This window comes from Reyranella sp. (genome assembly GCF_017305915.1).
In the GTDB taxonomy this organism is placed as follows: Bacteria; Pseudomonadota; Alphaproteobacteria; order Reyranellales; family Reyranellaceae; genus Reyranella.
In genome coordinates, this window is the sequence record NZ_JAFKJN010000006.1 from 127,681 (window position 1) to 154,267 (window position 26,587).

The window sequence follows — 26,587 nt, forward strand, 5'->3', positions numbered from 1 at the left end:
GTCAGGATATACAAGCCGACACAGGAGGCCCCCATGACGCTCGGTCTTGCCCTGAAGCGCGGATTTCTCGGCCGCTGCCCGGCCTGCGGCGAGGGCCATCTGTTCCGCGCCTTCGTCAAGGTCGCCGACCATTGCGAGTGCTGCGGCGAGGTCTTCCGTCATCACCGTGCCGACGACTTTCCGGCCTATCTGGTGATCGTACTGGTCGGCCACGTCGTGGTGCCGCTCGTCATGTGGGTCGAGATCGCCTACAGCCCGTCCTATTGGCTCCACGCCGCGCTGTGGGGACCGCTGATCCTGGCGATGGCGTTGGGCCTGCTGCAGCCGATCAAGGGCGCGGTCGTCGCGCTGCAGTGGCAGACCGGCATGCACGGCTTCGCCGCCGCGAAGCTCGCCCGCTCCTGATCCAGGGCCGTCCAGCCAGAATCCGCGACGGGCCCGGACGCCTCCGATGCCGATTCCATAAGGGTTTTGTCGAGAATCCGGGAATCCGGCCCCACCCCCCTCGGCCGGACGCCGGCGGACGCTCCGGACGCCAGACTGCAACTTGTTTTCTAACCGAAGGTGTCGAACAGCTCGGCGATCGCCTTCCTGTCGAGGCCGGCGCGCAAGCAGGTCTCCAGCAGCACCCGCCCCTTGAGGGGATGCAGCCGGCCGCCCCAGATCAGGCCGGCCTCGCGCAAGGCGATCTCCGAGCTCGGGCCGGCGTAGGTCTTGCGCAGCATCGGCCCGCCGCCGGTGCGCGGGGAGATGACCGTCGGCATCGCCTTGGCGAGCCGCACCACATTGTCGACCGCCCGCTCCGGTACATGGCCGCCGCCCATCGCGGCGATCACCGCGCCGCGATAGCCGACCCGGTCGGACGCCGCGAGCATCAGCAGGACCAGCGGCAGCGCGTCATCGAGCGACGTCCAGAACAGCGCCACCGGCGCCGGCTTGCCGCCCGCGGTCCCGAGCTTGCGACGGGCGGCGACCACGGCGTCGCGCACCGGCATTGTCATCGGCACGACCCGGTCCTCGACCAGCGCGGCCAATGGGCCGGCCTGGGTCGCCGCGAAGCCGTTGATGCGTGTCGGATGGACCTTGGCCACGTCGGCCGCGGCATAGACCTCGTCGAGCATCACCGCGAGCACGCCCAGCGCTTTGGCGTTCTTGTAGACCCACGGATCGGCCGCGACGCGCACGGCCGCGAGCAGGTTGCCCGGCCCGTCGGGCGAGGTGAGCGACGGATTGCGCATCGCCGCGGTAACCACCACGGGAATGTCCAGGTCGAGCAGCAGGTCGAGCAGGAAGCTCGTCTCCTCCAGGGTGTCGGTGCCCTGCGTCACCACCACGCCGTCGGTCTCGAGGCCGCGGATCTTGGCGGCGAGCGTGTGGATCAGGTCGATGCCGAGCGAATGGCTGCCGACCCGCGACACCGTCTCGGCCTCGATCTTGGCCACGCCCTCGAGCAGCGGCACGGCGGCGACCAAGTCGTCGGCACCGAGGCCCATCTGCATGGCGCCGCTGGCATCGGGACGCGTGGCGATGGTCCCGCCCAGGGCGAGAACGTGAATGCGTGGCTTGGTCATCAGTTGAGCTTCAGCGACTTGAAGAAACGATTGGCGTCGGGGCCGCCGGTATTCGGGCCCATGAAAGCGAGCGACACGAAGCGCTTCTCCTTCACCACCACGAGCTGGCGCAAGCCGCTGCCGCTGGTCAGCGTGCCGGTCGACTCGACCGCGGCGGCGCCGCCGATCTCGCGCCAGTCGGTCCTGGTCCACTTGCCGCCGTTGAGCTGCTTTGCGCGATTGTCGAGCGCCGACTGCAGCACACGCCGCGGCTCGCGGTATTCGACATCGGCGGGAAACAGCGCGGTCTGCGCGACGAAGGAGTTGCCGCCGGCCTCGAGGCTGTAGGAATGCAGCGCGAATGCCGTGCCGCGCGCCGAGACGTCGTTCAGGATCTTGTGGTCCGGAATGCCGGGCATCTCGACGGTGAAGGCGTTGCCTTCGACGCGCACGCCGTACCACTTGTCGGGAATCTGAAGCTTGCCCTGAGCGACGGCCAGCGACGGCACCACGAGCGCCGTCGCGACCATGAAAAAACGACGCGAGCCGATCATGACCGTGCGCCGAACTTCGCTTTGGCCTCGGCTTCGCCGTAGTAGCCGCGAGCGATGTCGCGGGCGATCGCCTCGGGCTTGCGCTTCGCAGGGTCGCCGAAGCCGCCGCCGCCGGGCGTCTGGACGCGCACCACGTCGCCGACGCCGATCTCGATGTCCTGGTCCTTGCTGAGATGCGGCGGCCGGTAGGTCTTGTCGCCCTGCGTCACCTGCACCGTGTTGACGCCGCCCGCCGCGCCGCCCAGCACGCCCTGCGGACCGGTGCGGCCGTGGTCCATCACCATCGACACCCGCGCCTCGCCGCGGCGCAGCTTGATCGCGTAGTTGATGCCGAAGCCGCCGCGATACTCGCCGGCGCCGCCCGAGCCCTCACGCAGCGAGAACTCCTCGAACAGGATCGGATAGAACTGCTCCAGCACCTCGACCGGCGGCATCTTGGAGATGCCGATGGTCGAGCAGCCGTTGCTGAGACCGTCGCCGCCCTGGAAGCCGCCGTAGCCGCCGCCGGTGAACAGATACATGATGTAGCTGCGCTTGCGCTCGGGATCGTAGCCGCCGACGCCGAGATTGCCCGAGGTGCCGGCGGGTGCCGCGAACAGCAGGTCGGGGATCGCCTCGGTGAGCGCGGCGAACACCGCCTCGGCGATGCGCTGGCTGACCTCGGCGGCACAGCCCGACACCGGGCGCGGATATTTGGCATAGAGGAACGTGCCCTCGGGCTCGATCACCTTCAGAGGCTCGAAGGTGCCGGCATTGATCGGCACCTCGGGGAAGATGTGCTTGATCGCGAGGTAGATCGCCGACTTGGTGGTGGCGATGACGCTGTTCATCGGCCCGCGGCAGGGCGGGCTCGAGCCGGTCATGTCGAAGGTGAGATCCTCGCCCTTCTTGGTGATCTTCATCCTGATCGTCAGCGGTTCGTCGACCACGCCGTCGCTGTCGACCTGGCTGGTGCCCTCGTAGACGCCGTCGGGGATCGCCGCGATCTTGGCGCGCATCTGGCGCTCGGCGCGATGACGCATCTCGGCGATCGCCTGCTTCACGATGCCCGCGCCGTAACGGTCGATCAGTGCCGTAAGACGCTGCTCGCCGGTCGTGAGCGCGGCACCCTGGGCCTTGATGTCGCCGATGCGCTGGTCGGCGATGCGCATGTTGCTCATCAGGATGGCCAGGATCTCCTGGTCCATGACGCCCTTCTTCCAGAGTTTTACGGGCGGCAGCCGTAGACCCTCCTGCTCCACTTCCGTGGCGCTGGCGGAGAAGCCGCCCGGCACCATGCCGCCGATGTCGGGCCAGTGGCCGGTGTTGGCGAGCCAGGCGAACAGCTCGCCCTTGTAGAAGAACGGCTTCACGAAGCGCACGTCCATCAGATGCGTGCCGCCGAGATAGGGATCGTTGACGATGAACACGTCGCCGGCATCGACCGTGTTGCCGTAGTGGCTCTTCACCCGGTCGATCACCGCGCGGGTCGAGAACTGCATGGTGCCGACGAACACCGGCAGGCCGAGCTCGCCCTGGGCGATCAGCGAGCCGTCGATCGCATCGTAGATGCCGTCGGAGCGGTCCATGCCCTCGGAGATCACCGGCGAGAAGGCCGAGCGCACGAAGGCGAGGTCCATCTCGTTGCAGACCTGGATCAGGCCGTTCTGGATGACCGTCAGGGTGACGGGATCGAGGTTCGACATGATGTCCGACATGGCCTAATGCCTATCTCCTCAAATCCCTCCCCATTCATATGGGGAGGTGGCGCGTCATACGCGCCGGAGGGGTCATGACCCCATCGCCCGCGTAAGACGCGGGCACTTCCCCATATGAATGGGGAAGAAAGCTTTATCACAGTTCGACATCGCCTTTCAGCAGGCGCTGCACGATCGAGCGGTTGAGGATCTCGTTGGTGCCGTCCGCGACATTGACGATGCGAAGGCTGTGCCAGGCATGATGCAGGCCGAGCTCGTTGGTGAAGCCCATGGCGCCGTGGGTCTGCATCGCCCGGTCGACGGCCTTGTAGCCGACCTGCACCGAATAGGCCTTGGCCATGGCGAGCTCCTTCACCGCCGGGGAACCCTGGTCGAGCAGGGTGGCGACGTTGAGGCCCATCAGGTGGGCGCCGTGCAGCTCCATCGCGCTTTCGGCCAGCGGGAAAGTGACGCCCTGGTATTCGGCGATCGCCTTGCCGAAGGCCTTGCGCTGCTGGGCGTAGTCGAGCGCCTTCTCGAGCGCCCAGCGGCCGTAGCCGACGGCGCGCGCCGAATTGTAGATGCGCCCCAGCGACACGCCGTACAGCGCCGCCGCGAAGCCCTGGTGCAATTCGCCGACGAGCTGCCACGGCTCGACCCGCACGTCCTCCAGCCGCAGCTCCGCCTCGTCGCCGCCGATATGGCCGAACAGCTTGATGATGCGCTGGACCTCGAAGCCGGGTGACGACGTCGGCACCAGGAAGGCCGAGATGCCGCCCTTGCGCTGAGCCGCGCGCTCCGGATCGGTGATGGCGAAGACGATGCAATAGTCGGCGACCGGCGAGTTCGACGTCCAGATCTTGCGCCCCGTCAGACGCCAGGCATTGCCGTCGGGCACCGCCTTGGTCGCGAGTGCCGCCGCATCGGAGCCGGCGCCGGGCTCGCTGAGGCCGAAGCACATCGAGGCCTCGCCCGCCATCATGGGCGCGAGAATCTTTTCCCGCGCCTCAGGCGTTACCTTCTCGAGCAGCCGGCTCGGTCCGAACGCCCAATGGCTGATCACGTACAGCATCAGCCAGTTCTGCGGGCCGCAGAGATGAAACAACGCCTCCCAGCCGACGTAGTAGGCAAGATGCGCCAATCCGCCACCGCCCAGCGATTCGGGCACGCACATGTTGTAGTAACCGGCCTTGGCCGAGGCCCGCCGCACCTCGCTGATAAGACCCTTCAGTTCGTCGGAGAATCGCCCGTCCTCGCGATAGAGCCGGCGCGGATTCTCGAACAGGTCATGGTGCCTGTCATGACGGGGCAATACTTCCTTGCGCGCGAAGTCGGTCAGCCCGTCACGCACCGCGCGGATTTCCTCCGGCAACTCCCATGCAATCGCAGACATCTGCTCTCCGGCGAACGAATGGGCATTATTCTTGCAGCGCGAGCCATGGCGGACCACATATCAACGCGCCGGTGAACCGCGATACGAGACCGTTTTCGCGCTATAGTCGGCGGGAAATAACCCACCCCATTTTCGATGGACGGCTCATGAACGCGCCTTTCGCTGCGGACACTCTCGACTCGATGAAATTCGCCATCGGCCAGCCGGTGCCTCGGCAGGAGGACCCGACGCTGCTGCAGGGCCAGGGCCGCTACAGCGACGACATCAGCTCCGAGAACCAGGCCTGGTGCGTCATGGTGCGCAGCCAGGTGGCGCACGGCGTCATCAAGGGCATCGACACGGCCGAGGCGAAGGCGATGCCGGGCGTGCTGGGCGTATGGACCGGCGCCGACCTCAACGCCGCGGGCTACGGCGCGCTCAAGACGGTGATGATGGTGCCGCAGCGCGACGGCTCGCCGATGAAGACGCCGACCCGCCATTCGCTGGCGACGGAAAAGGTCCGCTTCGTCGGCGACCCGGTGGCCTTCGTCGTCGCGGAGACGCAGGCACAGGCGCGCGACGCCGCCGAAGCGGTGACGGTCGACATCGAGGCGCTGCCTGCCGTCACCGACGCGCGCGAGGCGGCGCAGCCAGGCGCGCCTGAAGTGTTCGACGATGTGCCGGGCAATGTCTGCGCCGACTATCACTACGGCGACACGGCCAAGGTGAACGACGCCTTCGCCCAGGCCGCGCACGTGACGCGCCTGCGCCTGATCAGCAACCGCATCGTCGTCTGCGCCCTGGAGCCGCGCTCGGCGACCGCCTTCTACGACAAGGCGACCGACCGCTACACCTTCCAGGCCGGCAACCAGGGCGCGTTCGGCCTCAAGAACCAGATGGCGGCGCTGCTCGGCGTCAAGCCGGACCAGGTGCGCATCCTCACCGGCAATGTCGGCGGCTCGTTCGGCATGAAGGGCTCGCCCTACCCCGAGTACGCCGGCCTGTTCCATGCCTCCAAGCTGCTCGGCCGGCCGGTGAAGTGGACCGACGATCGCAGCGGCAGCTTCCTCTCCGACCAGCACGGCCGCGACCACGACTTCGATGCCGAGCTGGCGCTCGACAAGGATGGCCGTTTCCTGGCGGTGCGGCTGGACGGCTACGCCAATCTCGGCGGCTATCTCTCCAATGTCGGCGCGGCGATGGGCGCGCTCGGCGTCACCCGCAATCTCGCCGCGATCTACCGCACGCCGCTGATCGAGGTCTCGACCAAGGTCTGCTTCACCCACACCTCGCCGATCGGCGCCTATCGCGGCGCCGGCCGCCCCGAGGCCAATTACTTCATGGAGCGCCTGATCGACGCCGCGGCGCGCGAGATGGGCATCGACCAGGTGGCGATGCGCAGGCTCAACCACATCAAGCCGGAGGAGATGCCGTACAAGACGGCATCCGGCACGACCTACGATTCGGGCGAGTTCACCGCCCTGCTCGACAAGGCGATACAGCTCGCCGACGTGAAGGGCTTCGCCAAGCGCAAGCAGGAGAGCAAGACGCGCGGCAAGCTGCGCGGCCTCGGCATCGGCGACTATCTCGAGGTCACGGCGCCGCCGATGAACGAGATGGGCGGCATCCGCTTCGAGGACAACGGCGACGTCACCATCATCACCGGCACGCTCGACTACGGCCAGGGCCACTGGTCGGCGTTCGCGCAGGTGCTGACCTCCAAACTCGGCATCCCGTTCCACAAGATCAAGCTGAAGCAGGGTGACAGCGACCTGCTGATCGCGGGCGGCGGGACCGGCGGCTCCAAGTCGATCATGGCGTCGGGTGCGGCGATCGTCGAAGCCTCCGACAAGGTAATCGAGAAGGGCAAGGAGATCGCGGGCGTCGCGCTCGAGGCGGCGGCCGCCGACATCGAGTTCCAGCGCGGCCGCTTCACCATCGTCGGTACCGACCGCGGCATCGGCATCATGGACCTCGCCGAGAAGCTGCGCGGCGGCATGAAGCTGCCCGAGGGCGTGCCCGACACGCTGAACGTCAGCCACGTCCACAAGGAAGCGCCGTCGGCCTTCCCCAACGGCACCCACGTCTGCGAGGTCGAGATCGATCCCGACACCGGCATCGTCGACATCGTGAAGTACACCATGGTCGGCGACTTCGGCACGGTCATCAATCCGATGCTGGTCGAGGGCCAGAGTCATGGCGGCGTCGTCCAGGGCATCGGCCAGGCGATGTTCGAGCACGTGGTCTACAGCGAGGACGGCCAGCCGCTGACCGGCAGCTTCACCGACTACGCCCTGCCACGCGCCGACACCGTGCCGTTCTTCAAGATGGACTACCACTCGGTGCCGGCGAAGACGAACGTGCTGGGGGCCAAGGGCTGCGGCGAGGCCGGCTGCGCGGGCTCGCTGCCCTCGGTGATGAACGCCATCGTCGACGCGCTGGGCGGCAAGCACATCAACATGCCGGCGACGCCGGAACGGGTGTGGGAAGCGCTGCACTCGTAGTACTTTCCTCGGCATGGAGGACGTCGCCATCCTGGGCTACGGCCCGGTTGGCGCGTTGCTCGCCAATCTGCTGGGGCAAGCCGGCCTTTCGGTCGCCGTCTACGAACGCGAGACGGCGATCTATCCGCTGCCGCGCGCCGTGCATTTCGACGGCGAGGTGATGCGCATCTTCCAGTCGGCCGGGCTGGCCGAACGGATCGCGGCAGAGACGCGGCCGTCATCGCAGGGCATGCACTTCGTCAACGCCGAGGGCCAGACCCTGATGGTCCGCCGCGGCGTCGAAGGCCGCGGGCCGCAGGGCTGGCCGAACAACTGGTATTTCCACCAGCCGGCGCTGGAAGAGATCCTGCGCGAGGGTGCCGCACGCTTCCCGAACGTGACGGTGCATCTCGGCCGCGAGATCGCCGACGTGAGCGAGCTCGACGCGCGCTTCATCGTCGGCTGCGACGGCGCGCGCTCGCTGGTGCGGCGGGCGATCGGCAGCCGGCAGCATGACCTCGGCCTGCACCAGCCGTGGCTGGTGGTCGACCTGCTGTGCAATGCAGCCGCGCCGCGGGTGAAGGCGCTGCCGGACTACACGGTGCAGCTCTGCGATCCCCAACGGCCGATGACGGTGGTCAATGTCGGCGGCGAACGGCGGCGCTGGGAGATCATGCTGATGCCGGGCGACGATCCGGCGCGGCTCACCGAGCCCGGCATCTTCTGGCCGATGATGGCGCGCTGGCTGGGGCCCGACGACGCCGTGCTCGAACGCGCCACGGTCTACACCTTCCATTCGGTCGTGCAGGAGGGCTGGCGCAGGGGCAACCTGCTGCTGGCGGGAGATGCCTGCCATCAGACGCCGCCCTTTCTCGGCCAGGGCATGTGCGCCGGCATGCGCGATGCCGCCAACCTCGCCTGGAAGCTCAAGGCGGTGCTGCGCGACGGCGCGCCGGACTCGCTGCTCGACACCTACGAGAGCGAGCGCCGGCCGCATGTCGAGACCTTCATCGAGCTCGCGGTGAAGCTCGGCGCCGTGCTGCAGGAGACCGACCCCGCCAAGGCCGCCGAGCGCGACCGTCGCTTCTCGGCGGGCGCGGAGATGTTCGACTTCCCGCAACCGCAGCTCGGGCCCGGCTGCCGCGCCGACGGGCCGCCGCCGGTCGGCACCCTCTTCCCGCAACCGCTGCTGCCCGATGGCCGGCTGATGGACGAGGCGATCGGCCCGCGCTTCGCCCTTGTGGGCGAGGTCGCGCTGCTGGCGGATCGGCAGCACGGTGCGGTGGCGCTGCCCGGTGTCGGCGCAGACTGGCTGGCGCAACGCGGCCTGCGCGCCGCGCTGCTGCGTCCGGACCGCTACATCGCCGAGGTCGCGTAGCTCAGGTTAGCGGGATCGCCTTCACGTGCTGCTGGAAGCCCGGGCGCGCGGCGACGGCAGCGTACCAGCGGTCGAGGTTCTTGAAGCCGCCCTGCCGTTCGGGTGCGAGCTCGCGGAAGCGCCACACCATGATGCCGACCGGGATGTCGCCGTAGGAGAAGGCATCGCCGGCGAGGAACTGCGTCTTGCCGAGTTGGTCGTCGAGCATGCGGGCAGCGTCGGCGGTCTTGGCCTTGCTGTCGTCGATCGCCTTGGCATTGCGCTCGGCCGGCGGCGTGCGGACCATGCCCATGAACAGCGGGCCGATCGCCGGCGCCATCACCGTGAGCTGCCAGTCCATCCACTTCTGCGCCTGCGCCCGCACCTTGGGGTCAGCGGGCTCCAGGCTGCTCTTATGCTTGGCGGCGAGGTAGCGCACGATCGAGTTCGACTCCCAGAGCGTGAAGCCGTCGTCCTCCTCGATGGTCGGCACCAGGCCATTGGGGTTCATGGTGAGATACGCCGCCTCGCGGTTCTTGCCGAACGGCCCGCCGATATCGATGCGCTCGTGCGGCACGCCGATCTCGGTGACGGCCCACATCACCTTCTGGACGTTCGACGACGAGGCACGGCCCCAAACCTTCAGCATGTATTTCCTCCTTGGAGAGCAATGGATCCTACTCCGTCACGCCGCCGTCGCAGGTCGTGAGCTGGCTCGAACAGGGCAGATAGGACCAGCCGCGCAGCGGCTTGCCATTCGGCGGCGCGGCGGTGACCTCGATGTAGCGGTCCTGGCAGCCATGGATGGCCGTCACGCCGGCGCTGTCCGGTCCCCAGTTGTCGCCCTGGAACCGCGCGATCTCCGGCGCGTCGCGCCGCGGCGCCGAGCGGAAGGCGGACAGGCGCAGCTGCGTGCCAACCAATTTGGCCGAGACCCAGCCGCGGCCGTCGGCCCGATGTGTCGCCTCGAAGGTCAGCCCGCCGTCGCTGCCGTTGCGGATCAGCAGCCAACCGTCCTTCGAGCCGACGATGTCGAACTCGATACCCGTCTCGGTGTTGGGGTCGATCTTCGTCGGCGGTGCGAGACGGCCGATGATCGGTGCATCAGCGCGCGGAGCACTGCGCACGTTCGTTCCCTTGGGATCGGTGTCGATGGCATAGCCGCGCACCGCGCAAGTCTTGGCCCCGGCGGTATCGAGCGTCTGCGCGATCGCGGGGCAGCCGGCCATCAGCATGCCGGCCAGCATCGCAACGCGCCAACGCGCCACGGCGTCAGCCTCCACCGCTGGCCGCCCGCCAGACATAGGTGCCCGCGCCCGCGTCCAGCGTCAGGAACAGCCGACCGTCCTCGACCTTGAAGCTGCGGATCTTCTCCAGGTCCTGGGCGATGCGGCTGTCGAGGGCACCGTCGCCGCAGAAGGCGCGCGTCATCGCGCCCGCCGTCACACTCAGCGCGCCGCGCCCCGAGGGTATCGCCGCCCAGCGGGCCGTAGCCCGGTTGCAATCCAGCCCGAGGGCCAGCGTACCGTCCACCCCGAAGTCCGCCGTGTATCGCCCGACGCGCGGCGGCACGACGGGGTTCGCCCCGGCCCCGGACGGCTGGAAATACACCAGCCGCCAGGATGTGCCGGCGAGGTTCGCCGGAGGCTCCGGAAGCTGCGGCGAAGCACAGGCCGAAAGGGCGGCCAAACCAACGACGAGGATCGAGCGCAGCACGGCAAGTCTCCTCGGTCGAGGGCCGGTCAGGCCGGCGTGAACATCGGCAGCGGCGGGCCGCCGTCGGTCGGCTTGAAGACGACCTTCACCGGCTGCTCGCACTTCAGCTTGTCGAAGTCGCAATCGACGATGTTGGTGACCATGCGCGGGCCCTCGGCGAGCGTGACGTAGGCCATCGCGTAGGGCACCGGCGCGCGGCGCATCACCGAGTAGGAGTAGATCGTCCCCTTGCCCGACGCCTCGACCCATTCGGTCTTGTCGCTGAAGCAGAACGGGCAGATCGTGCGCGGATAGTGGTGAAACTGGCCGCAGGCGGTGCACTTCTTCACCAGCAGCTTGCCCTTGGCGGCGGCGTCCCAGTAGGCCTCGGTCTCCTGGCTGACGGACGGCGCGGCCAGCTTGCGCTCTTTCGCTTCGGCCATCGGACTACTCCCTCTCCAGAATGACGGTGGCGCTGCCGTGGCGCAGGCCGAGCGAGCCGCCGGTGCCGTGGGCAACCGCGAGATCGCAGTTCTTCACCTGCACCTTGGGATGCGCCTCGCCCCTGAGCTGGCGCACGGCTTCGAGCACCTTGGTGAGGCCGCCGCGGTTGCCCGGGTGGTTGCTGCACAGCCCGCCGCCGTCGGTGTTGAACGGCAGCTTGCCGGTGCCCGCGATCAGGTTGCCGTCAGCCACGAAGGCGCCGCCCTTGCCCTTCTCGCAGAAGCCCAGGTCCTCGAGCTGCATCAGCACGGTGATGGTGAAGCTGTCGTAGATCGCGGCGAACTTGATGTCGGAAGGCTTGACGCCCGCTTCGGCGAAGGCCGCCGCGCCGCTGAAGCGCGCGCCCGAGTATGTCAGGTCGACCTTGCCGCCCATCTGGGTCTTCACGAACTCGCCCGCGCCGATCAGCCTGACCTTGGGCCGCTTGAGCTTGGCCGCGATCTCCGGTGCCACGACGACGATCGCGCCGCCGCCGTCGGTGATGACGCAGCAGTCGAGCCGGTGCAGCGGATCGGAGATCACCGGCGAGCTCACGACCTCCTCGACCGTGACCACGTCCTTCAAGAGCGCATGCGGGTTGTATTGCGCGTGGTGCGAGGCCGCGACCTTGATCCAGGCAAGCTGCTCGGCGGTCGTGCCGAACTCGTACATGTGGCGCATGGCGCACATCGCGTACATGTTCACCACCGTCGGCCCGTACGGGAACTCGAACGGCTCGTCGGGCGTCGGCGTGCCGCCGCGGGAGCGCGGCACCGTACCGGTCGCCATGCCTTCGGCGCGCGGCCGGCCGGCCAGCGTGATCAGCGCGACCTTGCACTTGCCTGCCGCGATCGCCTCGGCGGCGTGGCCGACATGCAGCACATAGGACGAGCCGCCGGTGTCGGTGGAGTCCACGTGGCGCGGCTTGAGGCCCATGTACTCGACCATCGACATCGGTCCGAGGCCGGGTGCATCGCCGGCGCAGAAGTAGCCGTCGACATCGTCCTTGGTGAGGCCCGCGTCTTCCAGCGCGCCCTTCGCCACCTGGGCGTGGATCTGCGCCAGCGAGATGTCCTTCGCCAATCGCGTCGGATGCTCATAGATGCCGGCGATGTAGGCCTTGCCCTTGATGCTCATCGGCAGCCGATCTCCCTCGTCATGTTGCGGCGCATCGTAGGCGAATGCGGCTCACGGAAAAGCGACATCTTTCGCCCGGAGGAACCGTGCTAGGGTGCGCGCCGTGTGCAGGGGAGAGAAACCAATGATCCTTCGCGTGCTGGGGCTGCTCGTCGTGGGCCTGGCCTTCATCGGGTCGGCCGAGGCGCAGCAGGGCAAGACCGAGTTGCTGTGGTACGGCCAGTCGGCCTTCAAGATCACCACGCCGGGCGGCAAGGTGATCATGGTCGATCCGTGGATCACCGGCGGCACCAAGGTCCCGGCCGAGCTCAAGGACCTCGGCAAGATCGGCAAGATCGACGCCATCCTGGTGACGCACGGCCACGGCGACCATCTCGGCGACGCGCTCGAGCTCTCCAAGCGGGACAACGCGCCGATCTGGGGACCGGCCGGCATGAACCAGTTCCTGGCGACGCTCGGCAAGATGCCGGCCAACCTCGTGCCGCGCATGAACAAGGGCGGCACCGCGGAGATCGCGCCCGGCGTCAAGATCACCCAGACCCATGCCGAGCATTCGTCGGAGATGATCCTGCCGGACGAGCACGGCAAGCCGACCAGCTATCCCGCCGGCGAGCCGGTGGGCGTCATCATCACGCTCGAGAACGGCTTCAAGATCTACCACATGGGCGACACCGGCGTGTTCAGCGACATGAAGTGGATCGGCGAGTACTACAAGCCCGACCTGCTGCTGATCCCGATCGGCGGCCACTTCGTGATGGACCCGAAGGACGCCGCCTACGCCACCAAGGAGCTGATCAAGCCCAAGATGGCCTGGCCGATGCACTACGCGTCCAACCCGATGCTCAAGGGCACGCCGGCCGAGTACAAGGCGGCGATGGGCCAGAGCTCGATCCAGGTGATCGACGCCGAGCCGGGCACCAAGAAGGAGTTCTAGCGGCACGCCGAAGCTGAAATTGACCGACCCCGCCCAAGAGGTTCTCGCCTCGAAGGGGGAACGATGCCCGCCGCAGCCATCACCCAGGATCTCCATTTCCAGCACGCGCCGAACCCGGCCCATCCGGTCGCCGTGCACATCCCGGCGGCCTTCGATCAAACCCGGCCGTTCCTGCTCTGCGTCTTCATGCACGGGCTGACCACCACCGTCCCGTTCGAGGCCCATATCCAGGCGGCGATCGGCCAGATGGCCGCGGCCACGACCAACACCATCCTCGTGGCACCGCGCTTCGACGGCAACGCGGAGGGCGCCTTCGCCGCGACCATGGGTTTCTCCGCCTTCGTCGCCGAGCTGGCGCAGAAGCTGCCGCCGTTGCTCATCGGCCTGTCGCCGGCCGACGCGCAGGCGGTCGGCACCGCGGCGGCCGAGAAAGCCCGCATCGTGCTGGTCGCGTTCAGCGGCAGCTGGCGACCTTGCGCGGCGATCCTCGATGGGCTGCGCCAGCTCCCGGCCGGCGCGACACTGCCCAAGCGGCTGGTGGCGATCGAGCTGCTCGACTCGGTTTATGGCGACATACCCCGCTCGCGCCGCGCGGTGATCGCCTGGATGACGGCGCGCGGCGGCGACACCGTGCTGATCAGCCTGTTCAATCCAACAACCGGCCTGCATGCCAAAGCCGGCAACACCAAGCTGCTGGCGGCGCTGCGCCCGCACGACCCGGTGCACGATCCCTCGACCTGGCCGACGCTCGCCAACCCGCTGTCCGCGGGCAGCATCGCCTTCTTCGCCGTGTCGACCGACCATCTCGACATTCCCGCCGACGGCCCGCCGGCGCATCCGATCGCGTCGCTGCTGAATCGGCTCGCCGACCGGACCGCCATCCCGACAAGCTAGCTGGCGGAAGCCGATGCGGCGACGGCTTGCGGCGGGGCCGACGCCATGGCGAGCGCGCCATCATCGAGCAGATTGATGTCGGAAGCCGACCAGCGCCCCTCGACCCAGTCGCCGATGTCGAGCGGATCGCGGAAGAAGGCCTCGTCGGGCACGTGGGCGACGAACTCCTCGGCGTTGTCGCCGAGATCGATCGTCACCTTCACGTAGGAGCCCTGGTTCTCCAGCGTGTGGACCTCGCCCGTCACGCAGTTCAGCCCGCCATTGGGGCGGGCGCCGGGCGACAGCTTGTCGACGGCGATGCGGTCGCGGCGGATCGAGCCGTAGAGCCTGGATCCGCGCAACGGTCGAAGCTGCCCGACCGGGATCGCGTAGCGCGCGCCGGCGTCCGACGCCACGGCGGCGATGCCGTCGATGACGCTCTCGACCGTGCCCGACAGCACGTTCTGGCCGCCGACGAAGCGGGCGACGTAGGCGTTGCGCGGCGCCACGAAGATGTCGCGGGCGTTCGCCGCCTGCTCGATGCGGCCCTGCGCCATCACCACCACCATGTCGGCGACGGCGATCGCCTCGAGCTGGGTGTGCGTCACATGCACGAAGGTGATGCCGAGCTCCTTCTGCACCCGCCGCAGCTCGCCGCGCATGCGCAGCCGCAGGTACTCGTCGAGCGCCGACAACGGCTCGTCGAGCAGCAGCACGCGCGGATTGGTGATCAGGGCGCGTGCCAGCGCCACCCGTTGCTGCTGGCCGCCGGAAAGCTGGGCCGGCAGCCGATCGGCGAACTTCTCGAGCTGCACCTTGGTCAGCAGCTCGCGCGCGACGGTGTGGCGCGCCGGCAGGCCCAGCCCGCGCACCTTCAGCGCGAAGGCGACGTTGTCGAGCACGCTGCGATGCGGGAACAGGGCGTAGCTCTGGAACATCATCGCCGTGCCGCGCTCGACCTGCGGCAGGCCGACCACCGAGCGGCCGCCGATGCGGATGTCGCCGCGGGTCGGAGTCTCGTGGCCCGCGATCATGCGCAAAATGGTGGTCTTGCCGCAGCCCGACGGCCCGAGCAGGCAGCAATAGGAGCCGTGCGGGATGGTGAGGCTGAGGTCATTGACCGCGACCGTCTCGCGGAAGCGCTTGGTGACGCGCGCGACCTCGACCTGTCCGCTGACGCCCGAGCCGGCAAGAGGGACCTCGCTCATGTACTGCTCCGTCGACTACGCCGGCTCTGGATGGCGCCAATGGAAGTGAGAGCCACGACGATCACGAAGAACGAGACGATGGTGGTGACCGCGCCCACCGCATAGAGCGTCGGCGAGGTGACGTTGGTGGTCATCGCCCAGATCTCGAGCGGCAGGGTGTTCTTGGCTCCGGCGGCGAGCGCCGTGCGCGCGATCTCGTCGTAGGAGAGCGTGAAGCCGAACAGCACCACGCCGATGATGCCGGGCGCCAGCATCGGCAGCGTCACCTCCTTGAGCTTCTGCCAGTTGGTGGCGCCGAGATCGATCGCCGCCTCCTCGTAGGAGCGGTTGAAGCGGCCGAGCACGGCGAACATGATCAGAAGCCCGAACGGCAGCGTCCAGGTGAGCTGCGCGCCGAGCCCAGAGCTCAGCCATGCCGTCGGCAGGCCGAGCAGCCGGAAGGCGAGCGCGATGCCGAGCCCGACGAACAGGCCGGGCATGATGAGGCTCGCGATCGCGAGATAGAAGGCGAAGGCCGAGCCTCGGAACGGCCGGCGGAAGGCCAGCCCCGCCAGCACGGCGATCAGCACCGTGACGACCGCCACGATGGCGGCCAGGGCGATCGACCGGGTGAAGGAGCCGGCGATGTCGCCGACGCGGGTCTGCGACACCAGCGCCACGAACCAATGCAGCGACACGCCGTTCAGCGGAAAGGTCATGCCGCCGTTGGGGCCCTGGAAGGACAGGATGTAGATCACGATCATCGGGCCGTAGAGGAACAGCACGAACAGCCCGAAGAAGGCAGCGAAGGCATAGAAGGTCCAGGGGCGGGAACCGTCGGCGTTCTGCATGTCAGATCGCCCGTCGCTCATCGGGCCGCCTCACCGCGCCAATTCCTTGCGCACGTCGACCAGCCGCAGGATGCCCGCGACCATCAGGGTGACGATCACCACCATGATGACGGCGCTGGCCGCCGCCGGCGGATACTGCAGCGCCGCGACCTCGTTCTGCAGCGCCGACACGACCGAGGCGCTCTGGCCGCCGCTCATGGTGCGCACGACGAAGCTGTCGCCCATCACCAGGGTGACGACGAAGATCGAGCCGAGCGCGATGCCGGTCTTCGACAAGGGCAGCACGATCTCGAATACGGTGCGCACGCGGCCCGCTCCCGCATCGCGCGACGCCTCGAGCAGGCTCTTGTCGATTCGCGCCATCGAATTGAAGATCGGCACGACCATGAACAGCGTGAACAGGTGGACGTAGGCCACCACCACGGCAAAGTCGGAGAACAGGAGGAACTCCAGCGGCTTGCTGGTGATGCCTGCGCCCTGGAGCGACTGGTTGAAGATGCCGTTGCGGCCGAGGAACGGGATCCACGAGATCATGCGGATGATGTTCGAGGTCAGGAACGGCACGGTGCAGACCAGGAACAGGCCGATCTGCATCAGCAGGCTCCGCACGTGAAAGACCAGGAAATAGGCAATGTTGAAGCCGAGCAACAGCGTCACCAGCCAGACCATGACAGCGAACTTGAGCGAGCTGGCATAGAGCCGCAGCGTCACCTCGCGGGTGAAGAGCTCGACGTAGTTGTCGAGGATGAAGGCCGGGATGATGTCGGTGCGGTCGAAGTCGAAGAAGCTCACGACCAGGACCACGATCATCGGCAGGCCGAAGAACAGCGACAGCACGATGACGAGCGGCGCCACCTGGAACCAGGAGGCGCGCTCGCCCGTGTTCTCGACCGGCCGGTCCTCCTCCGGCCAGGGGGCGGCCTGCTCGATGCTCGTCATAGGCTGCCGGTCATCAGGAGGAGATGAACTCGTTCCAGCGCCGCGTCAGGTAGCGGTCCTCGTCCATCACCGTGTTCCAGCACGCGATGTTGCCCATGCGATCCCAGATCGCGCCGCCGTCGCGCACGCTGCCCTTCTTCTCCATCAGGGTGCCGTAGGGATCCTTGATGTCGAGCGCGGCCGGTTTGCCGTCGTACCAGTAGTCCCACTCCTCCGGCGTCAGGAACTTCTTGGCGGTCGACGGCACCGCCGAGTAGTAGCCCTGCTTGGCGATGAAGCCGCCCTGCCAGCCCGAGTTGAACCAGTTCATGTACTCGTAGGCGCAGTCGAGCTTCAGCCCGCCGAGATGCGCCATCGGCGCCAGGCCGACGTACCAGCCGCGATAGCCTTCCTTGAGCGGCACGTAGTAGCAATCGATGCCGCGGCTGCGCACCGCGGTGACGGCCGGCGACCACATCGACTGGATCACCACCTCGCCCGAGGCCATCAGGTTCACCGACTGGTCGAAGGTGCTCCAGAACGAGCGGAAATGCCCACCCTTCTTGAGATCGACCATGATCTTGATGGTCTTGTCGATCTCCTCCTTCGTCATGTTGCCCTTGTCCTTGTATTTGAAGTCGCCGCGCGCCTCGAGCGCCATGGCGACGTCCATCACGCCGACTGGGGCATAGTCGACCAGCGCGGTCTTGCCCTTGAACCTGGGGTCGAGCAGGTCCTTCCAGCTCGTAACCTTGTCCTTGCCGCCGACCAGGTCGGGCCGGATACCGAGCGTGTCGGCATTGTAGATGGTCGGGATCATGGTCAGGAATTCGGTCGGCTTGGACGCGAGCTTCTTGCCGTCGCCGGCCTCGTAGAACATCGCCTCGATCGGCGCGAGGCCCTGGGTCGACGCCATGGTGCCGTTGGGATAGCTGCCCTTGGTGAAGAGCGGCACGGTGTCTCCCCACAGCTTGTATTTGGCGACCGGGATCGGTGCGAGCACGCCCTTGCCCACCAGATAGGGCATCTTGGTGCTGTCAATGTTGTTGATGTCGATCGTGGTCGGCTGCGTGAGCGAGCGATTGAGCTGCACGTCGTCGGTGATGGCCTGCATCACGACCTTGAAGCCGAGATCCTTGCTCGCCTGGTCGCCGATCTCCTTGATCGCGGCGTACGAGCCGCCGGCGTGAACGAGCGCGACGTCTTTCGTATTCTGCGCCCAGACAGTGGGAAATCCGGTGACCGCTTGGGCCGCCGCGTAGGCGCCGCCCGCGGTGGCGCCCTTGAGAAGAAGCCGACGATTGATCCGCTTCATGCCGCCTCCGTATCGACTCCCTAGCGTGTCGGAGCCACCGGAAACGCCGCAAGAAATATGCCACCGACGGTCGTGTCATCCCGAGCGAAGCGAGGGATCTATGTTGCGGCCCATAGATCCCTCGCTTCGCTCGGGATGACACAGACGGTGCGTCAAGGCGCGCGTCTTGCATCGCGCGCGGCATGAAGATCGGCGTCTTCATTCCCATCGGTAGCAACGGCTGGCTCGTGTCGACGACGTCGCCGCAATACAAGCCGAGCTTCGAGCTCAACAGGCAGACGACATTGAATGCCGAGCGCTACGGTCTCGACTTCGTGCTGTCGATGATCAAGCTGCGCGGTTTCGGCGGCAAAAGCGAGTTCTGGGACCACAATCTCGAGTCGTTCACGCTGATGGCGGGACTCGCCGCGATCACCGAGCGCATTCGCCTGTTCGCCACGGTGCCCACCCTCGCCGTACCGCCCGCGATCTGCGCACGCATGGTCTCGACCATCGATTCGATCGCCAACGGCCGCTTCGGTCTCAACGTCATCACCGGCTGGCAGAGCAGATGGGCCTGTGGCCGGGCGACGACTATTTCGGCCACCGCTACACCTACGCTGCCGAATACGTGCGCATCCTGCGCGAGCTTTGGGAAACCGGCCGGTCGGACTTCAAGGGCCGGTTCTTCTCCATGAACGATTGCCGCCTCAGCCCGCGCCCGAGAGCGCCGGTCGAGCTGATCTGCGCCGGGCAGAGCGATCAGGGCCTCGCCTTCACTGCCGAGCATGCCGACTACAATTTCTGCTTCGGCAAAGGGGTGAATACGCCGACGGCCTGTCGCGATTCGGTGGAGCGCCTGCAGGCGGCCGCGGCCAAGACCGGCCGCCAGGTCGCGACCTATGCCCTGTTCATGATCGTCACCGGCGAGACCGATGCCGAAGCGGAGGCAAAGTGGGCGCTCTACAAGCAGGGTGCGGATCTCGAGGCACTGGCCTGGATGGTCAAGCAGGCCACCGCCGATACGCGTCCGGGCAGCGGCAGCAGCGCGCTGCACGCGATCGACCTTGCCTCGATGGTGAACATCAACATCGGCCTGCTGCTGGGCTCCCACGCCACCGTGGCCCGACTGCTCGATGAGGTGGCGACCGTTTCCGGCCTGGCCGGCGTGCTGCTCACCTTCGATGAATTCGTGAGCGGCACCGAGATCTTCGGCCAGCGCATCCAGCCCCGGATGACCTCCCGCCGGCACGTGACGCCGCTTGCGAGCGCCGCCGAATAGGCCCCATAACTGGCTCTGGAGGCAGGGCATGGATATCGGCGTCTTCATTCCGATCGGCAGGAACGGCTGGCTCGTCTCGACGACCTCGCCGCAATACAATCCCAGCTTCGAGCTCAACAAGCAGACGACGCTGAATGCCGAGCGCTACGGCTTCGACTTCGCCCTGTCGATGATCAAGCTGCGCGGCTTCGGCGGCCAGAGCGGTTTCTGGGACCAGAACCTCGAATCTTTCACCCTGATGGCGGGCCTCGCCGCCATCACCTCGCGCATCAAGCTCTATGCCACGGTGCCGACGCTGGTCATTCCGCCGGCGATCGCCGCGCGCATGGGGGTGACCATCGATTCGATCTCCAACGGCCGCTTCGGGCTCAACATCATCACCGGCTGGCAGCGGCCGGAGTACTCGCAGATGGGCCTGTGGCCCGGCGACGAGTACTTCGCCCGCCGCTACGACTTCGCCGCCGAGTACGTCCAGATCATGCAGGAGCTGTGGGCGACCGGCCGCTCGGACTTCAAGGGCGAGTTCTTCAAGATGGAGGACTGCCGGCTGGAGCCGCGGCCGCAAACGCCGATCAAGCTGATCTCGGCCGGCCAGAGCGAGGCCGGCATGAAGTTCATCGCCAAATACGCCGACTACAACTTCGTGTTCGGCATGGGCTTCAACACGCCGACCGCCTGCGCGCCGACCGTCGATCGCCTGCAGAAGGCCTCCGCCGTCAGCGGCCGCACGGTCGCGACCTACGGCCTGTTCATGATCATCGCCGGCGAGACCGACGCCGAGGCCAAGGCCAAGTGGGACCTCTACAAGAGCGGCGCCGACCACGAGGCGCTGCGCTGGCTGACCCAGCAGAGCAATGCCGACACCAAGTCCGGCACCGACACCAACGTGCGCCACATGTCGTCCGAGGTCAGCAACGTCAACCTCAACATCGGGCTGCTGTGCGGCTCCTACGCCTCGGTGGCGAAGATGATGGACGAGATCGACGCCATCCCGGGCCTCGCCGGCGTGCTGCTCACCTTCGACGAGTTCGTGAGCGGGACGAAGATGTTCGGCGAGCGCATCCAGCCGTTGATGAAGACCCGCCAGCATGTCGTCCAATCGCTGAAGGCCGCCGAATGACCGACAACCCCGTCAGCTACTTCCCCGCCGAGGATCCCGCCGCCCGCCTGCTGCCGGCCAAGCCCGAGCCGATCATGCTGCGGCCGCAGGAGACTGCGCTGATCATCGTCGACATGCAGAACGCCTATGCCTCGCCCGGCGGCTACACCAGCCTGGCGGGCTTCGACGTCTCGGGGGCGCCGGCCGCGATCGCCAACATCAAGCAGGCCGCTGCCGCCGCACGCGCGGTCGGCATGCCGGTGATCTACTTCCAGAACGGCTGGGATCCCGACTATGTCGAAGCGGGCGGCCCGGGCTCGCCCAACTATCACAAGTCCAACGCTCTGAAGCTGATGCGCCGCAAGCCCGAGCTGCAGGGTAAGCTGCTGGCCAAGGGAGGCTGGGACTACGAGCTGGTGCAGGAGTTGCCGCCGCAGCCCGGCGACATCGTCGTCGAGAAGCCACGCTACAGCGCCTTCTTCAACACCAACCTCGACAGCGTGCTGCGCAGCCGTGGCATCCGCTCGCTGGTCTTCACCGGCATCGCCACCAACGTCTGCGTCGAGTCGACCCTTCGCGACGGCTTCTTCCTCGAATATTTCGGCGTCGTGCTGCACGACGCCACGCACCATGCCGGCCCCGACTTCGTGCTGCAGGCCTCGCTCTACAACATCGAGAAGTTCTTCGGCTGGGTATCCTCGACCGAGGAATTCCTCGCGGCGCTGAAGTCCAACAGCAATCCAATGGCAAAGACCAAGGGAGAGACCTGATGCCCAAGACCGCCATCTTCCCGCCGGGTGCCGGCCCGACACTCGCGCCCTACTCGCCGGGCACTTCCGCTGACGGCATCGTCTATGTCTCGGGCACGCTGGCGCTCGACAAGGAATTCAACGTCGTCCATGTCGGCGACGCCGCCAAGCAGACCGAGTTCGTGCTGGAGCAGATCAAAGCAGTGATCGGGGCGGCCGGCGGCACCATGGCCGACGTCACCTTCAACCACATCTTCCTCACCGACTGGGCGAACTACGGCGCCGTCAACGGCGTCTACGGCAAGTACTTCCCGGGCGACAAGCCGGCGCGCTACTGCATCCAGTGCGGCCTGGTGAAGCCGGATGCCCTGGTCGAGATCGCAACCATCGCGCATATCGGCAAGAAGTGAGCTTCTTCGACGTCCGCGAGAGCGGACGGCCGAACGCGCCGACCGTCCTGCTCTCGTCGGGCCTCGGCGGCACTGCCGGCTACTGGGCGCCGCAACTCGCAGCTCTCGCGGCGCGCTATCGCATCGTCACCTACGATCAGGCCGGCACCGGGCGCAACAAGCGACAACTGTCGGACGACCACAGCATCGCCGCGATGGCCGACGAGGCGCTCGCCGTGCTCGAGGCGACGAAGACCGACAAGGCGCATTTCGTCGGCCACGCGCTCGGCGGCCTGATCGGTCTCGACCTCGCGATGCGACATCCGCAGCGACTGCACTCGCTCACTGTCGTCAACGGCTGGGCCGCGGCGCACGCCCACACCAAGCGCTGCTTCGAGATGCGCCTCGCCTTGCTCAAGCACGAAGGCCCGGCGGCCTACGTCCGTGCGCAACCGATCTTCCTCTATCCCGCCGACTGGCTGGCGAGGAACGCCGAGCGCGCCGCGCAGGAAGAAGCGCATGGGCTCGCGGGCTTCCAGGGCGCCGACACGCTGCGCCGTCGCATCGCCGCGCTGCTGGCATTCGATGTCACGCATCGTCTCGCGGCGCTGCGCGTGCCTGCTCTCGTCTCTGCCGCACGCGACGACGTGCTGGTGCCCTGCTCGATGTCGGAGCAGCTCGCTGCTGCGATCCCGCACGCGACGCTCGACATTGCGCCATGGGGCGCGCACGCGATAAACGTCACGCAGCCCGACGCGTTCAATGCGTCGCTGCTCGCTTTTCTCGACTCTCACTGAGCTACCGACGCAACCAAGAGCATCGCGCGATGCAATGCGCGCGCGACCCGATGACATGACGTCACCGACGCGTAATGACGCGCGATGACTCGCACGAATTCCGATCGATTCGCTCTCTACGTTACTTGCGCAACATTCATCGTCGAGTCGTCCCGTACGAGCGCAATGGACGTTACAGCGTCGACGCAGGGCGACCTGGCGATCGACATATTGCGACGCCTGATCGAGGCGCTGACCCAGCAGAAGCCACGAGGAACCTCGCGGCCGGTGCCGGTGAAGACCTTCTTCATCGGTGCCGATCTGCGAAGGCTGGCCCCTAGTCGTCGGCCACGTCGCGCGCGCCGACGGTGCGGGCGCGGAACTCGTCCGGCACCTCGCGGCCGACATCGGTGAAGGCCTTCTTCACCGCCGCCACGGTCGGGCCGAACACCGCCTTGCGGTTCTCGCGCGCCCAGCTGTTCGAGCCGACGATGGTGTCGAGCGAGCCCTGGAAGCGCGGCATGACATAGCGCGCGAAGAGCTCGTAGGAGCGCATGGTCGCCTCGCGGTCGGCCCATTCATGGGCGCGAAACAGGATGCCGCCGAAGCCGCCCTGGGAGTAGCCGAGCAGCCGCTCGATCCCCTTCGCCACGGTGTCGGGCGATCCGACCAGCGTCGTGCCCTGCTTCACACCCTCGCGCAGCGGGTCGTCGGAGCGGCCGGGCGGGCGGCCCAGCGTGTCCTCGAAATAGGTCACCGTCTCGCGCCGCTCGCCGGCATGGACCTCGCGCAGCGCGCGCTCGTCATCGTCGGCGACGTGGGCGTTGACCACGATGCGCCACTTCGAGCGGTCGGCCTTGTGGCCGTGCCTGGCCGCGGTCTCCTCGTAGATCGCCCATTGCTTGGCCATCGCCTCGGGGCCGCCCGGCAGGCCGGCGCCGATCGACAGCACGCCGACACCGTGCTTGCCGGCGGCGATCATGCCCGAGGGCGTGATGGTGCTGGCGCAGGCGATCGGGAAATGCGGATGGCTGTAGGATGCGAGGTGCAGCCGCGCTTCCTTGAGCTCGAACCAGTCGGTCTTCATGGTGACCGGCTCCTCGCACTTCAGCAGCGCCATGATGGCGGCCAGCGACTGCTCCATGCGGTCGCGCTGGGTCGAGGGCTCGATGCCCATCATGTAGGCGTCGGAGGGCAGCGCGCCCGGGCCGCAGCCCAGCATGGTGCGGCCGCGCGACATGTGGTCGAGCTGCACGAAGCGGTTCGCGACCATCAGCGGATGGTGGTACGGCAGGCTGGTCACGCCCGAGCCCAGCCGGATGTAGCGGGTGCGCTCGATCAGCGCGCCGATGAACACTTCCGGCGAAGCGATGGTCTCCCACCCTGCGGAATGGTGCTCGCCGATCCAGGCCTCGTCGTAGCCGAGCTCGTCGATCCATTCGACCAGCTCCATGTCGCGCGCCATGCCGAGCGTCGGGTTCTCGCCGACCCGATGGAAGGGTGCGAGGAAGATGCCGAACTCCAGGCCCTTGTGCTTGCCCGTCTGTGCCATTGAATTCCTCCGTGGACAGCGACCCTAGCACGGGCTAGCGAAAACCGTTCCATGAGCCCGCCAAAGAGCCCGACAGACACCCTGCCGCTCGCCCGCTTCACCGTACTGGAGGTGAATGACCGCGACGTGCCGCTGTGCCTGCGCCTGGCGACGTCGCTTGCGGGCAAGATCGCGGCCGATCTCGGCGCCACCGTACTCAAGATCGAGCCGCCGGACGGCGACCCGGTGCGCCGCGCGCCGCCGCTTCTGCCGCAGGGCGAGAGCGCACTGTTCCAGTTCCTCAACACCTCCAAGCGTTCGGTCACGCTCGACTTCGCCGCGGCGGCCGGACGGACCAACCTCGCCAAGCTGCTCCAGACGGCCGATGCCGTGCTGTTCGAGGAGCCCGCCTCGATCGCGCCGCTGGTCCGGGCCGGCTGCGCGACGCCGATCGAGATCGCGGCGTTCCCGCTGGAGATGGACGCGGCCCAACGCCCGGTCAGCGAGTTCACCCTGCTCGCGCTGAGCGGTCTCCTGCACATGGTGGGCGAGCCCGAGCGCCAGCCGCTCCGGCTCGGCGGCCACCAGGCCTCTTACGCCGCGGGCCTGACCGCATTCACCGGCCTCACTGCAGCGCTCGCCGCCCGCGATGCGAAGCAAGCCCCGCCGCCGGTGCGCGTCTCGCTCGCCGAAGTGCTGCAATGGGTGAACTGGAAGGCAGCCTCCGGCGCCGAGGCGACCGGCACCTCGCCCAGCCGCGAGGGCAAGAACTCAGAGTTCCAGATCGTGCCCTGCCGCGACGGCCATGTGGCCGTGGTCTACACCGCGACGCAGTGGCTGGCGACGCGCGTCCTGATCGGCGACTCGCGGCTTGCCGATCCGAAGTTCGACCTGCGCGCCAGCCGCCGTAAGCACGTCGCAGAGCTCTACGCGATCATCACGCCGTGGTTCGCCGACAAAACTCGCGCCGAGATCCAGGCGACGGCGCAGGCCAGGGGCGTGCCGTTCGGCCCGATCTTCTCGCCGGCAGAGCTGCTCGAGACCGAGCAGTACGTGGCGCGCAGCTTCCTGGCGGATATCGCGCATCCGCGACTGGGCGAACTGCGCATGCCGCAGCTTCCCGTGCAGTGGAACGGCCAATCCTTCGCACCGAGAAGTGCTCCGGCTCTTTCTCTTCCCCATTCATCTGGGGAGGTGTCAGCGTCTTCCGCTGACGGAGGGGTCATGATCCCTCCGTCGCGGGCTACCGCGACACCTCCCTATATGAATGGGGAGGAACGCTCGCGGCCTCTATCCGGCGTGCGCGTGCTCGACTTCGGCCTGCTGACGGCCGGCGCCAACACTTCGGCCATGCTGGCCGATCTCGGCGCCGACGTGCTGAAGGTCGAATCGGGCGCCTATCTCGATCCGTTCCGCGTCGTCGGCAAGATGGATGATGCCGACGGCTGGTGGAACCGTTCGCCGCAATTCCGCTTCACCAACCGCAACAAGCGCGGGCTGGCGCTCAATCTCAAGTCGCCGGCCGGGCAACGCGTGATCCGCGAGCTCGCGCAGCATTGCGACGTCGTGGTCGAGAACTTCCGCCGCGGCGTGCTCGACCGCGCGGGCCTCGGCTACAAGGATCTGAGCGCCATCAATCCGCGCCTGGTGTTCGCCGCGATCTCGAGCCAGGGCGACACCGGGCCCGAACGCATGAACGTGTCGTTCGGCAGCACGCTCGACGCGACCTCGGGTATCGCCGCGCTGACCGGCTACGAGGGCGAGGAGCCGCGCATCTCGGGCATGGACGTGAACTATCCCGACCAGATCGTGTCGCTGTTCGCCTCGGGCATGGTGATCACCGCCGTCATGGAGGCGCGCCGCACCGGCCAGGGCTGCTTCCTTGATTTTTCCCAGCGCGAGGTCGCGTCCTTCACCATCGGCGAGGAGATTCTCGCCGCGGCTGCCGATCCGACGCACCGACCCGTCCGGTCGGGTAACCGGCAAGAAGGCGTGGCGCAGCAGGACACCTATCGCTGCCGCGATGGACGCTGGGTGGCCGTCACGCTGCCGGCTGCCGATCCCAGCCTCAAAGCCTGGTGCGCGGCGCGCGATAGTGGCGAGGCCGTCGCCGGCCTGCTGGCCAAAGGCATCGCCGCCGCGCCCTGCAACGACGGCGCAGATTTGTTGCGCGACCGGGCGCTGGCCGGCGTCACCCTGGTGCGCGGCGACGGGTTGGTGAAGGGCCTGCCCTACCGGCTCGACGGCCAGGGCGCACGCATCGAACGCACCGCGCCGGACCTCGGGCAGCACACCGCCGAGGTCTTGCGCGAAGTGTTGGGATACAACGAGGCTCAATTGCAGGCGCTCGAGGCGGACGGTGTGACCGCGACGACGCCGTCGGTGGGGAACGTCTGA

At 67.5% G+C, this 26,587-nt stretch carries 24 protein-coding genes and 1 pseudogene; 11 read left to right on the top strand and 14 right to left on the bottom strand.

The genetic code is table 11. The features are described from left to right. The first annotated feature begins 33 nt into the window (after positions 1-33). On the top strand, positions 34-405 hold the full coding sequence (locus J0J01_RS02685) for a DUF983 domain-containing protein (protein ID WP_296378630.1): 372 nt from the start codon (positions 34-36) through the stop codon (positions 403-405). Between the two features lie 149 nt (positions 406-554). Here J0J01_RS02685 and J0J01_RS02690 read toward each other — a convergent pair whose 3' ends face one another. The 4 genes from J0J01_RS02690 to J0J01_RS02705 form a co-directional block, all read right to left on the bottom strand. Then, positions 555-1,571, bottom strand: coding sequence for an asparaginase (locus J0J01_RS02690; RefSeq protein ID WP_296378631.1), 1,017 nt, complete (start codon positions 1,569-1,571; stop codon positions 555-557). Beyond that, positions 1,571-2,104 (bottom strand): hypothetical protein, encoded by a 534-nt coding sequence (locus J0J01_RS02695; protein WP_296378632.1) that lies wholly within the window; start codon positions 2,102-2,104, stop codon positions 1,571-1,573. The genes J0J01_RS02690 and J0J01_RS02695 overlap by 1 nt, the downstream gene beginning before the upstream one ends. After that, complete coding sequence (locus tag J0J01_RS02700) at positions 2,101-3,789, bottom strand: hydantoinase B/oxoprolinase family protein (RefSeq protein ID WP_296378793.1); 1,689 nt, start codon at positions 3,787-3,789, stop codon at positions 2,101-2,103. The genes J0J01_RS02695 and J0J01_RS02700 overlap by 4 nt, the downstream gene beginning before the upstream one ends. 148 nt (positions 3,790-3,937) lie before the next feature. Beyond that, positions 3,938-5,173 carry an acyl-CoA dehydrogenase family protein gene (locus J0J01_RS02705; protein ID WP_296378633.1) on the bottom strand — a complete coding sequence of 412 codons (1,236 nt, stop codon included), beginning with the start codon at positions 5,171-5,173 and terminating at the stop codon, positions 3,938-3,940. Between the two features lie 182 nt (positions 5,174-5,355). Between J0J01_RS02705 and J0J01_RS02710 the strand changes: the two genes are divergently transcribed. Both J0J01_RS02710 and J0J01_RS02715 read left to right on the top strand, forming a co-directional pair. Next, on the top strand, positions 5,356-7,656 hold the full coding sequence (locus J0J01_RS02710) for a xanthine dehydrogenase family protein molybdopterin-binding subunit (protein WP_296378634.1): 2,301 nt from the start codon (positions 5,356-5,358) through the stop codon (positions 7,654-7,656). A 13-nt stretch (positions 7,657-7,669) separates the two neighbouring features. Then, positions 7,670-9,013, top strand: a complete 1,344-nt coding sequence (locus J0J01_RS02715; RefSeq protein WP_296378635.1) for a bifunctional 3-(3-hydroxy-phenyl)propionate/3-hydroxycinnamic acid hydroxylase — start codon at positions 7,670-7,672, stop codon at positions 9,011-9,013. Between the two features lies 1 nt (position 9,014). On the opposite strand, the gene J0J01_RS02720 is transcribed toward J0J01_RS02715, so the two are convergent. The 5 genes from J0J01_RS02720 to J0J01_RS02740 are packed head-to-tail and all read right to left on the bottom strand — an operon-like array spanning position 9,015 to position 12,307. Next, positions 9,015-9,641, bottom strand: coding sequence for a glutathione S-transferase family protein (locus tag J0J01_RS02720; RefSeq protein WP_296378637.1), 627 nt, complete (start codon positions 9,639-9,641; stop codon positions 9,015-9,017). A gap of 28 nt (positions 9,642-9,669) precedes the next feature. Further along, positions 9,670-10,260 (bottom strand): SH3 domain-containing protein, encoded by a 591-nt coding sequence (locus J0J01_RS02725; protein ID WP_296378638.1) that lies wholly within the window; start codon positions 10,258-10,260, stop codon positions 9,670-9,672. A 4-nt stretch (positions 10,261-10,264) separates the two neighbouring features. Beyond that, positions 10,265-10,708 (bottom strand): META domain-containing protein, encoded by a 444-nt coding sequence (locus J0J01_RS02730; protein WP_296378639.1) that lies wholly within the window; start codon positions 10,706-10,708, stop codon positions 10,265-10,267. A 26-nt stretch (positions 10,709-10,734) separates the two neighbouring features. Continuing rightward, on the bottom strand, positions 10,735-11,130 hold the full coding sequence (locus J0J01_RS02735; protein WP_296378640.1) for a Zn-ribbon domain-containing OB-fold protein: 396 nt from the start codon (positions 11,128-11,130) through the stop codon (positions 10,735-10,737). 4 nt (positions 11,131-11,134) lie between these two features. Then, positions 11,135-12,307 carry a thiolase domain-containing protein gene (locus tag J0J01_RS02740; RefSeq protein WP_296378641.1) on the bottom strand — a complete coding sequence of 391 codons (1,173 nt, stop codon included), beginning with the start codon at positions 12,305-12,307 and terminating at the stop codon, positions 11,135-11,137. A 124-nt stretch (positions 12,308-12,431) separates the two neighbouring features. Between J0J01_RS02740 and J0J01_RS02745 the strand changes: the two genes are divergently transcribed. Together J0J01_RS02745 and J0J01_RS02750 are read left to right on the top strand one after the other, a co-directional pair. Further along, positions 12,432-13,241 carry a metal-dependent hydrolase gene (locus tag J0J01_RS02745; protein WP_296378642.1) on the top strand — a complete coding sequence of 270 codons (810 nt, stop codon included), beginning with the start codon at positions 12,432-12,434 and terminating at the stop codon, positions 13,239-13,241. Positions 13,242-13,304: 63 nt separating this feature from the next. Next, positions 13,305-14,135 (top strand): hypothetical protein, encoded by an 831-nt coding sequence (locus tag J0J01_RS02750; protein ID WP_296378643.1) that lies wholly within the window; start codon positions 13,305-13,307, stop codon positions 14,133-14,135. Here the strand turns inward: J0J01_RS02750 and J0J01_RS02755 are convergent. Genes J0J01_RS02755 through J0J01_RS02770 form a run of 4 tightly spaced genes read right to left on the bottom strand, consistent with a single transcriptional unit; the run spans position 14,132 to position 18,385 of the window. Beyond that, positions 14,132-15,322 carry an ABC transporter ATP-binding protein gene (locus J0J01_RS02755; protein WP_296378644.1) on the bottom strand — a complete coding sequence of 397 codons (1,191 nt, stop codon included), beginning with the start codon at positions 15,320-15,322 and terminating at the stop codon, positions 14,132-14,134. The two genes, J0J01_RS02750 and J0J01_RS02755, sit on opposite strands and share 4 nt — an antisense overlap. Continuing rightward, entirely contained in the window at positions 15,319-16,152 is an 834-nt protein-coding gene (locus J0J01_RS02760) for an ABC transporter permease (RefSeq protein ID WP_296378645.1), read from the bottom strand. The genes J0J01_RS02755 and J0J01_RS02760 overlap by 4 nt, the downstream gene beginning before the upstream one ends. A 30-nt stretch (positions 16,153-16,182) precedes the next feature. Beyond that, entirely contained in the window at positions 16,183-17,091 is a 909-nt protein-coding gene (locus J0J01_RS02765) for an ABC transporter permease (protein ID WP_296378646.1), read from the bottom strand. Between the two features lie 13 nt (positions 17,092-17,104). Next, the gene (locus J0J01_RS02770) at positions 17,105-18,385 is read right to left on the bottom strand and encodes an extracellular solute-binding protein (protein WP_296378647.1); all 1,281 of its coding nucleotides are present in this window, start codon (positions 18,383-18,385) and stop codon (positions 17,105-17,107) included. 182 nt (positions 18,386-18,567) lie between these two features. On the opposite strand from J0J01_RS02770, the pseudogene rutA (J0J01_RS02775) reads away from it, so the two are divergent. The 5 genes and pseudogenes from rutA (J0J01_RS02775) to rutD all read left to right on the top strand — a co-directional run bounded on the left by rutA (J0J01_RS02775) (position 18,568) and on the right by rutD (position 22,680). Continuing rightward, a pseudogene (gene rutA, locus J0J01_RS02775) lies at positions 18,568-19,646 on the top strand (pyrimidine utilization protein A). A 28-nt stretch (positions 19,647-19,674) separates the two neighbouring features. After that, positions 19,675-20,766 (top strand): pyrimidine utilization protein A, encoded by a 1,092-nt coding sequence (gene rutA / locus J0J01_RS02780; protein WP_296378648.1) that lies wholly within the window; start codon positions 19,675-19,677, stop codon positions 20,764-20,766. Beyond that, positions 20,763-21,515, top strand: a complete 753-nt coding sequence (gene rutB / locus J0J01_RS02785; RefSeq protein WP_296378649.1) for a pyrimidine utilization protein B — start codon at positions 20,763-20,765, stop codon at positions 21,513-21,515. Before rutA (J0J01_RS02780) ends, rutB begins: the two co-directional genes overlap by 4 nt. Next, entirely contained in the window at positions 21,515-21,904 is a 390-nt protein-coding gene (gene rutC, locus J0J01_RS02790; RefSeq protein ID WP_296378650.1) for a pyrimidine utilization protein C, read from the top strand. Before rutB ends, rutC begins: the two co-directional genes overlap by 1 nt. Next, positions 21,901-22,680 carry a pyrimidine utilization protein D gene (gene rutD / locus J0J01_RS02795; RefSeq protein WP_296378651.1) on the top strand — a complete coding sequence of 260 codons (780 nt, stop codon included), beginning with the start codon at positions 21,901-21,903 and terminating at the stop codon, positions 22,678-22,680. The genes rutC and rutD overlap by 4 nt, the downstream gene beginning before the upstream one ends. A gap of 316 nt (positions 22,681-22,996) precedes the next feature. Here rutD and J0J01_RS02800 read toward each other — a convergent pair whose 3' ends face one another. Further along, positions 22,997-24,211: an LLM class flavin-dependent oxidoreductase gene (locus J0J01_RS02800; protein ID WP_296378652.1), complete on the bottom strand. Its 1,215-nt coding sequence runs from the start codon at positions 24,209-24,211 to the stop codon at positions 22,997-22,999. Between the two features lie 51 nt (positions 24,212-24,262). Here J0J01_RS02800 and J0J01_RS02805 point away from each other — a divergent pair, with 51 nt between their 5' ends. Then, positions 24,263-26,587, top strand: a complete 2,325-nt coding sequence (locus J0J01_RS02805; protein WP_296378653.1) for a CoA transferase — start codon at positions 24,263-24,265, stop codon at positions 26,585-26,587.

What these genes read in the sequence shown, in the direction of transcription:
- rutA (WP_296378648.1), top strand. Translation starts at nt 19,675, where the DNA reads ATGGATATCGGCGTCTTCATTCCGATCGGCAGGAACGGCTGGCTCGTC.
- J0J01_RS02800 (WP_296378652.1), bottom strand. Translation starts at nt 24,211, where the DNA reads ATGGCACAGACGGGCAAGCACAAGGGCCTGGAGTTCGGCATCTTCCTC.
- J0J01_RS02690 (WP_296378631.1), bottom strand. Translation starts at nt 1,571, where the DNA reads ATGACCAAGCCACGCATTCACGTTCTCGCCCTGGGCGGGACCATCGCC.
- J0J01_RS02700 (WP_296378793.1), bottom strand. Translation starts at nt 3,789, where the DNA reads ATGTCGAACCTCGATCCCGTCACCCTGACGGTCATCCAGAACGGCCTG.
- J0J01_RS02715 (WP_296378635.1), top strand. Translation starts at nt 7,670, where the DNA reads ATGGAGGACGTCGCCATCCTGGGCTACGGCCCGGTTGGCGCGTTGCTC.
- J0J01_RS02695 (WP_296378632.1), bottom strand. Translation starts at nt 2,104, where the DNA reads ATGATCGGCTCGCGTCGTTTTTTCATGGTCGCGACGGCGCTCGTGGTG.
- J0J01_RS02770 (WP_296378647.1), bottom strand. Translation starts at nt 18,385, where the DNA reads ATGAAGCGGATCAATCGTCGGCTTCTTCTCAAGGGCGCCACCGCGGGC.
- rutC (WP_296378650.1), top strand. Translation starts at nt 21,515, where the DNA reads ATGCCCAAGACCGCCATCTTCCCGCCGGGTGCCGGCCCGACACTCGCG.
- J0J01_RS02755 (WP_296378644.1), bottom strand. Translation starts at nt 15,322, where the DNA reads ATGAGCGAGGTCCCTCTTGCCGGCTCGGGCGTCAGCGGACAGGTCGAG.
- J0J01_RS02685 (WP_296378630.1), top strand. Translation starts at nt 34, where the DNA reads ATGACGCTCGGTCTTGCCCTGAAGCGCGGATTTCTCGGCCGCTGCCCG.
- J0J01_RS02765 (WP_296378646.1), bottom strand. Translation starts at nt 17,091, where the DNA reads ATGACGAGCATCGAGCAGGCCGCCCCCTGGCCGGAGGAGGACCGGCCG.
- J0J01_RS02735 (WP_296378640.1), bottom strand. Translation starts at nt 11,130, where the DNA reads ATGGCCGAAGCGAAAGAGCGCAAGCTGGCCGCGCCGTCCGTCAGCCAG.
- J0J01_RS02740 (WP_296378641.1), bottom strand. Translation starts at nt 12,307, where the DNA reads ATGAGCATCAAGGGCAAGGCCTACATCGCCGGCATCTATGAGCATCCG.
- J0J01_RS02710 (WP_296378634.1), top strand. Translation starts at nt 5,356, where the DNA reads ATGAAATTCGCCATCGGCCAGCCGGTGCCTCGGCAGGAGGACCCGACG.
- J0J01_RS02720 (WP_296378637.1), bottom strand. Translation starts at nt 9,641, where the DNA reads ATGCTGAAGGTTTGGGGCCGTGCCTCGTCGTCGAACGTCCAGAAGGTG.
- J0J01_RS02760 (WP_296378645.1), bottom strand. Translation starts at nt 16,152, where the DNA reads ATGCAGAACGCCGACGGTTCCCGCCCCTGGACCTTCTATGCCTTCGCT.
- J0J01_RS02750 (WP_296378643.1), top strand. Translation starts at nt 13,305, where the DNA reads ATGCCCGCCGCAGCCATCACCCAGGATCTCCATTTCCAGCACGCGCCG.
- J0J01_RS02805 (WP_296378653.1), top strand. Translation starts at nt 24,263, where the DNA reads ATGAGCCCGCCAAAGAGCCCGACAGACACCCTGCCGCTCGCCCGCTTC.
- J0J01_RS02745 (WP_296378642.1), top strand. Translation starts at nt 12,432, where the DNA reads ATGATCCTTCGCGTGCTGGGGCTGCTCGTCGTGGGCCTGGCCTTCATC.
- J0J01_RS02705 (WP_296378633.1), bottom strand. Translation starts at nt 5,173, where the DNA reads ATGTCTGCGATTGCATGGGAGTTGCCGGAGGAAATCCGCGCGGTGCGT.
- rutB (WP_296378649.1), top strand. Translation starts at nt 20,763, where the DNA reads ATGACCGACAACCCCGTCAGCTACTTCCCCGCCGAGGATCCCGCCGCC.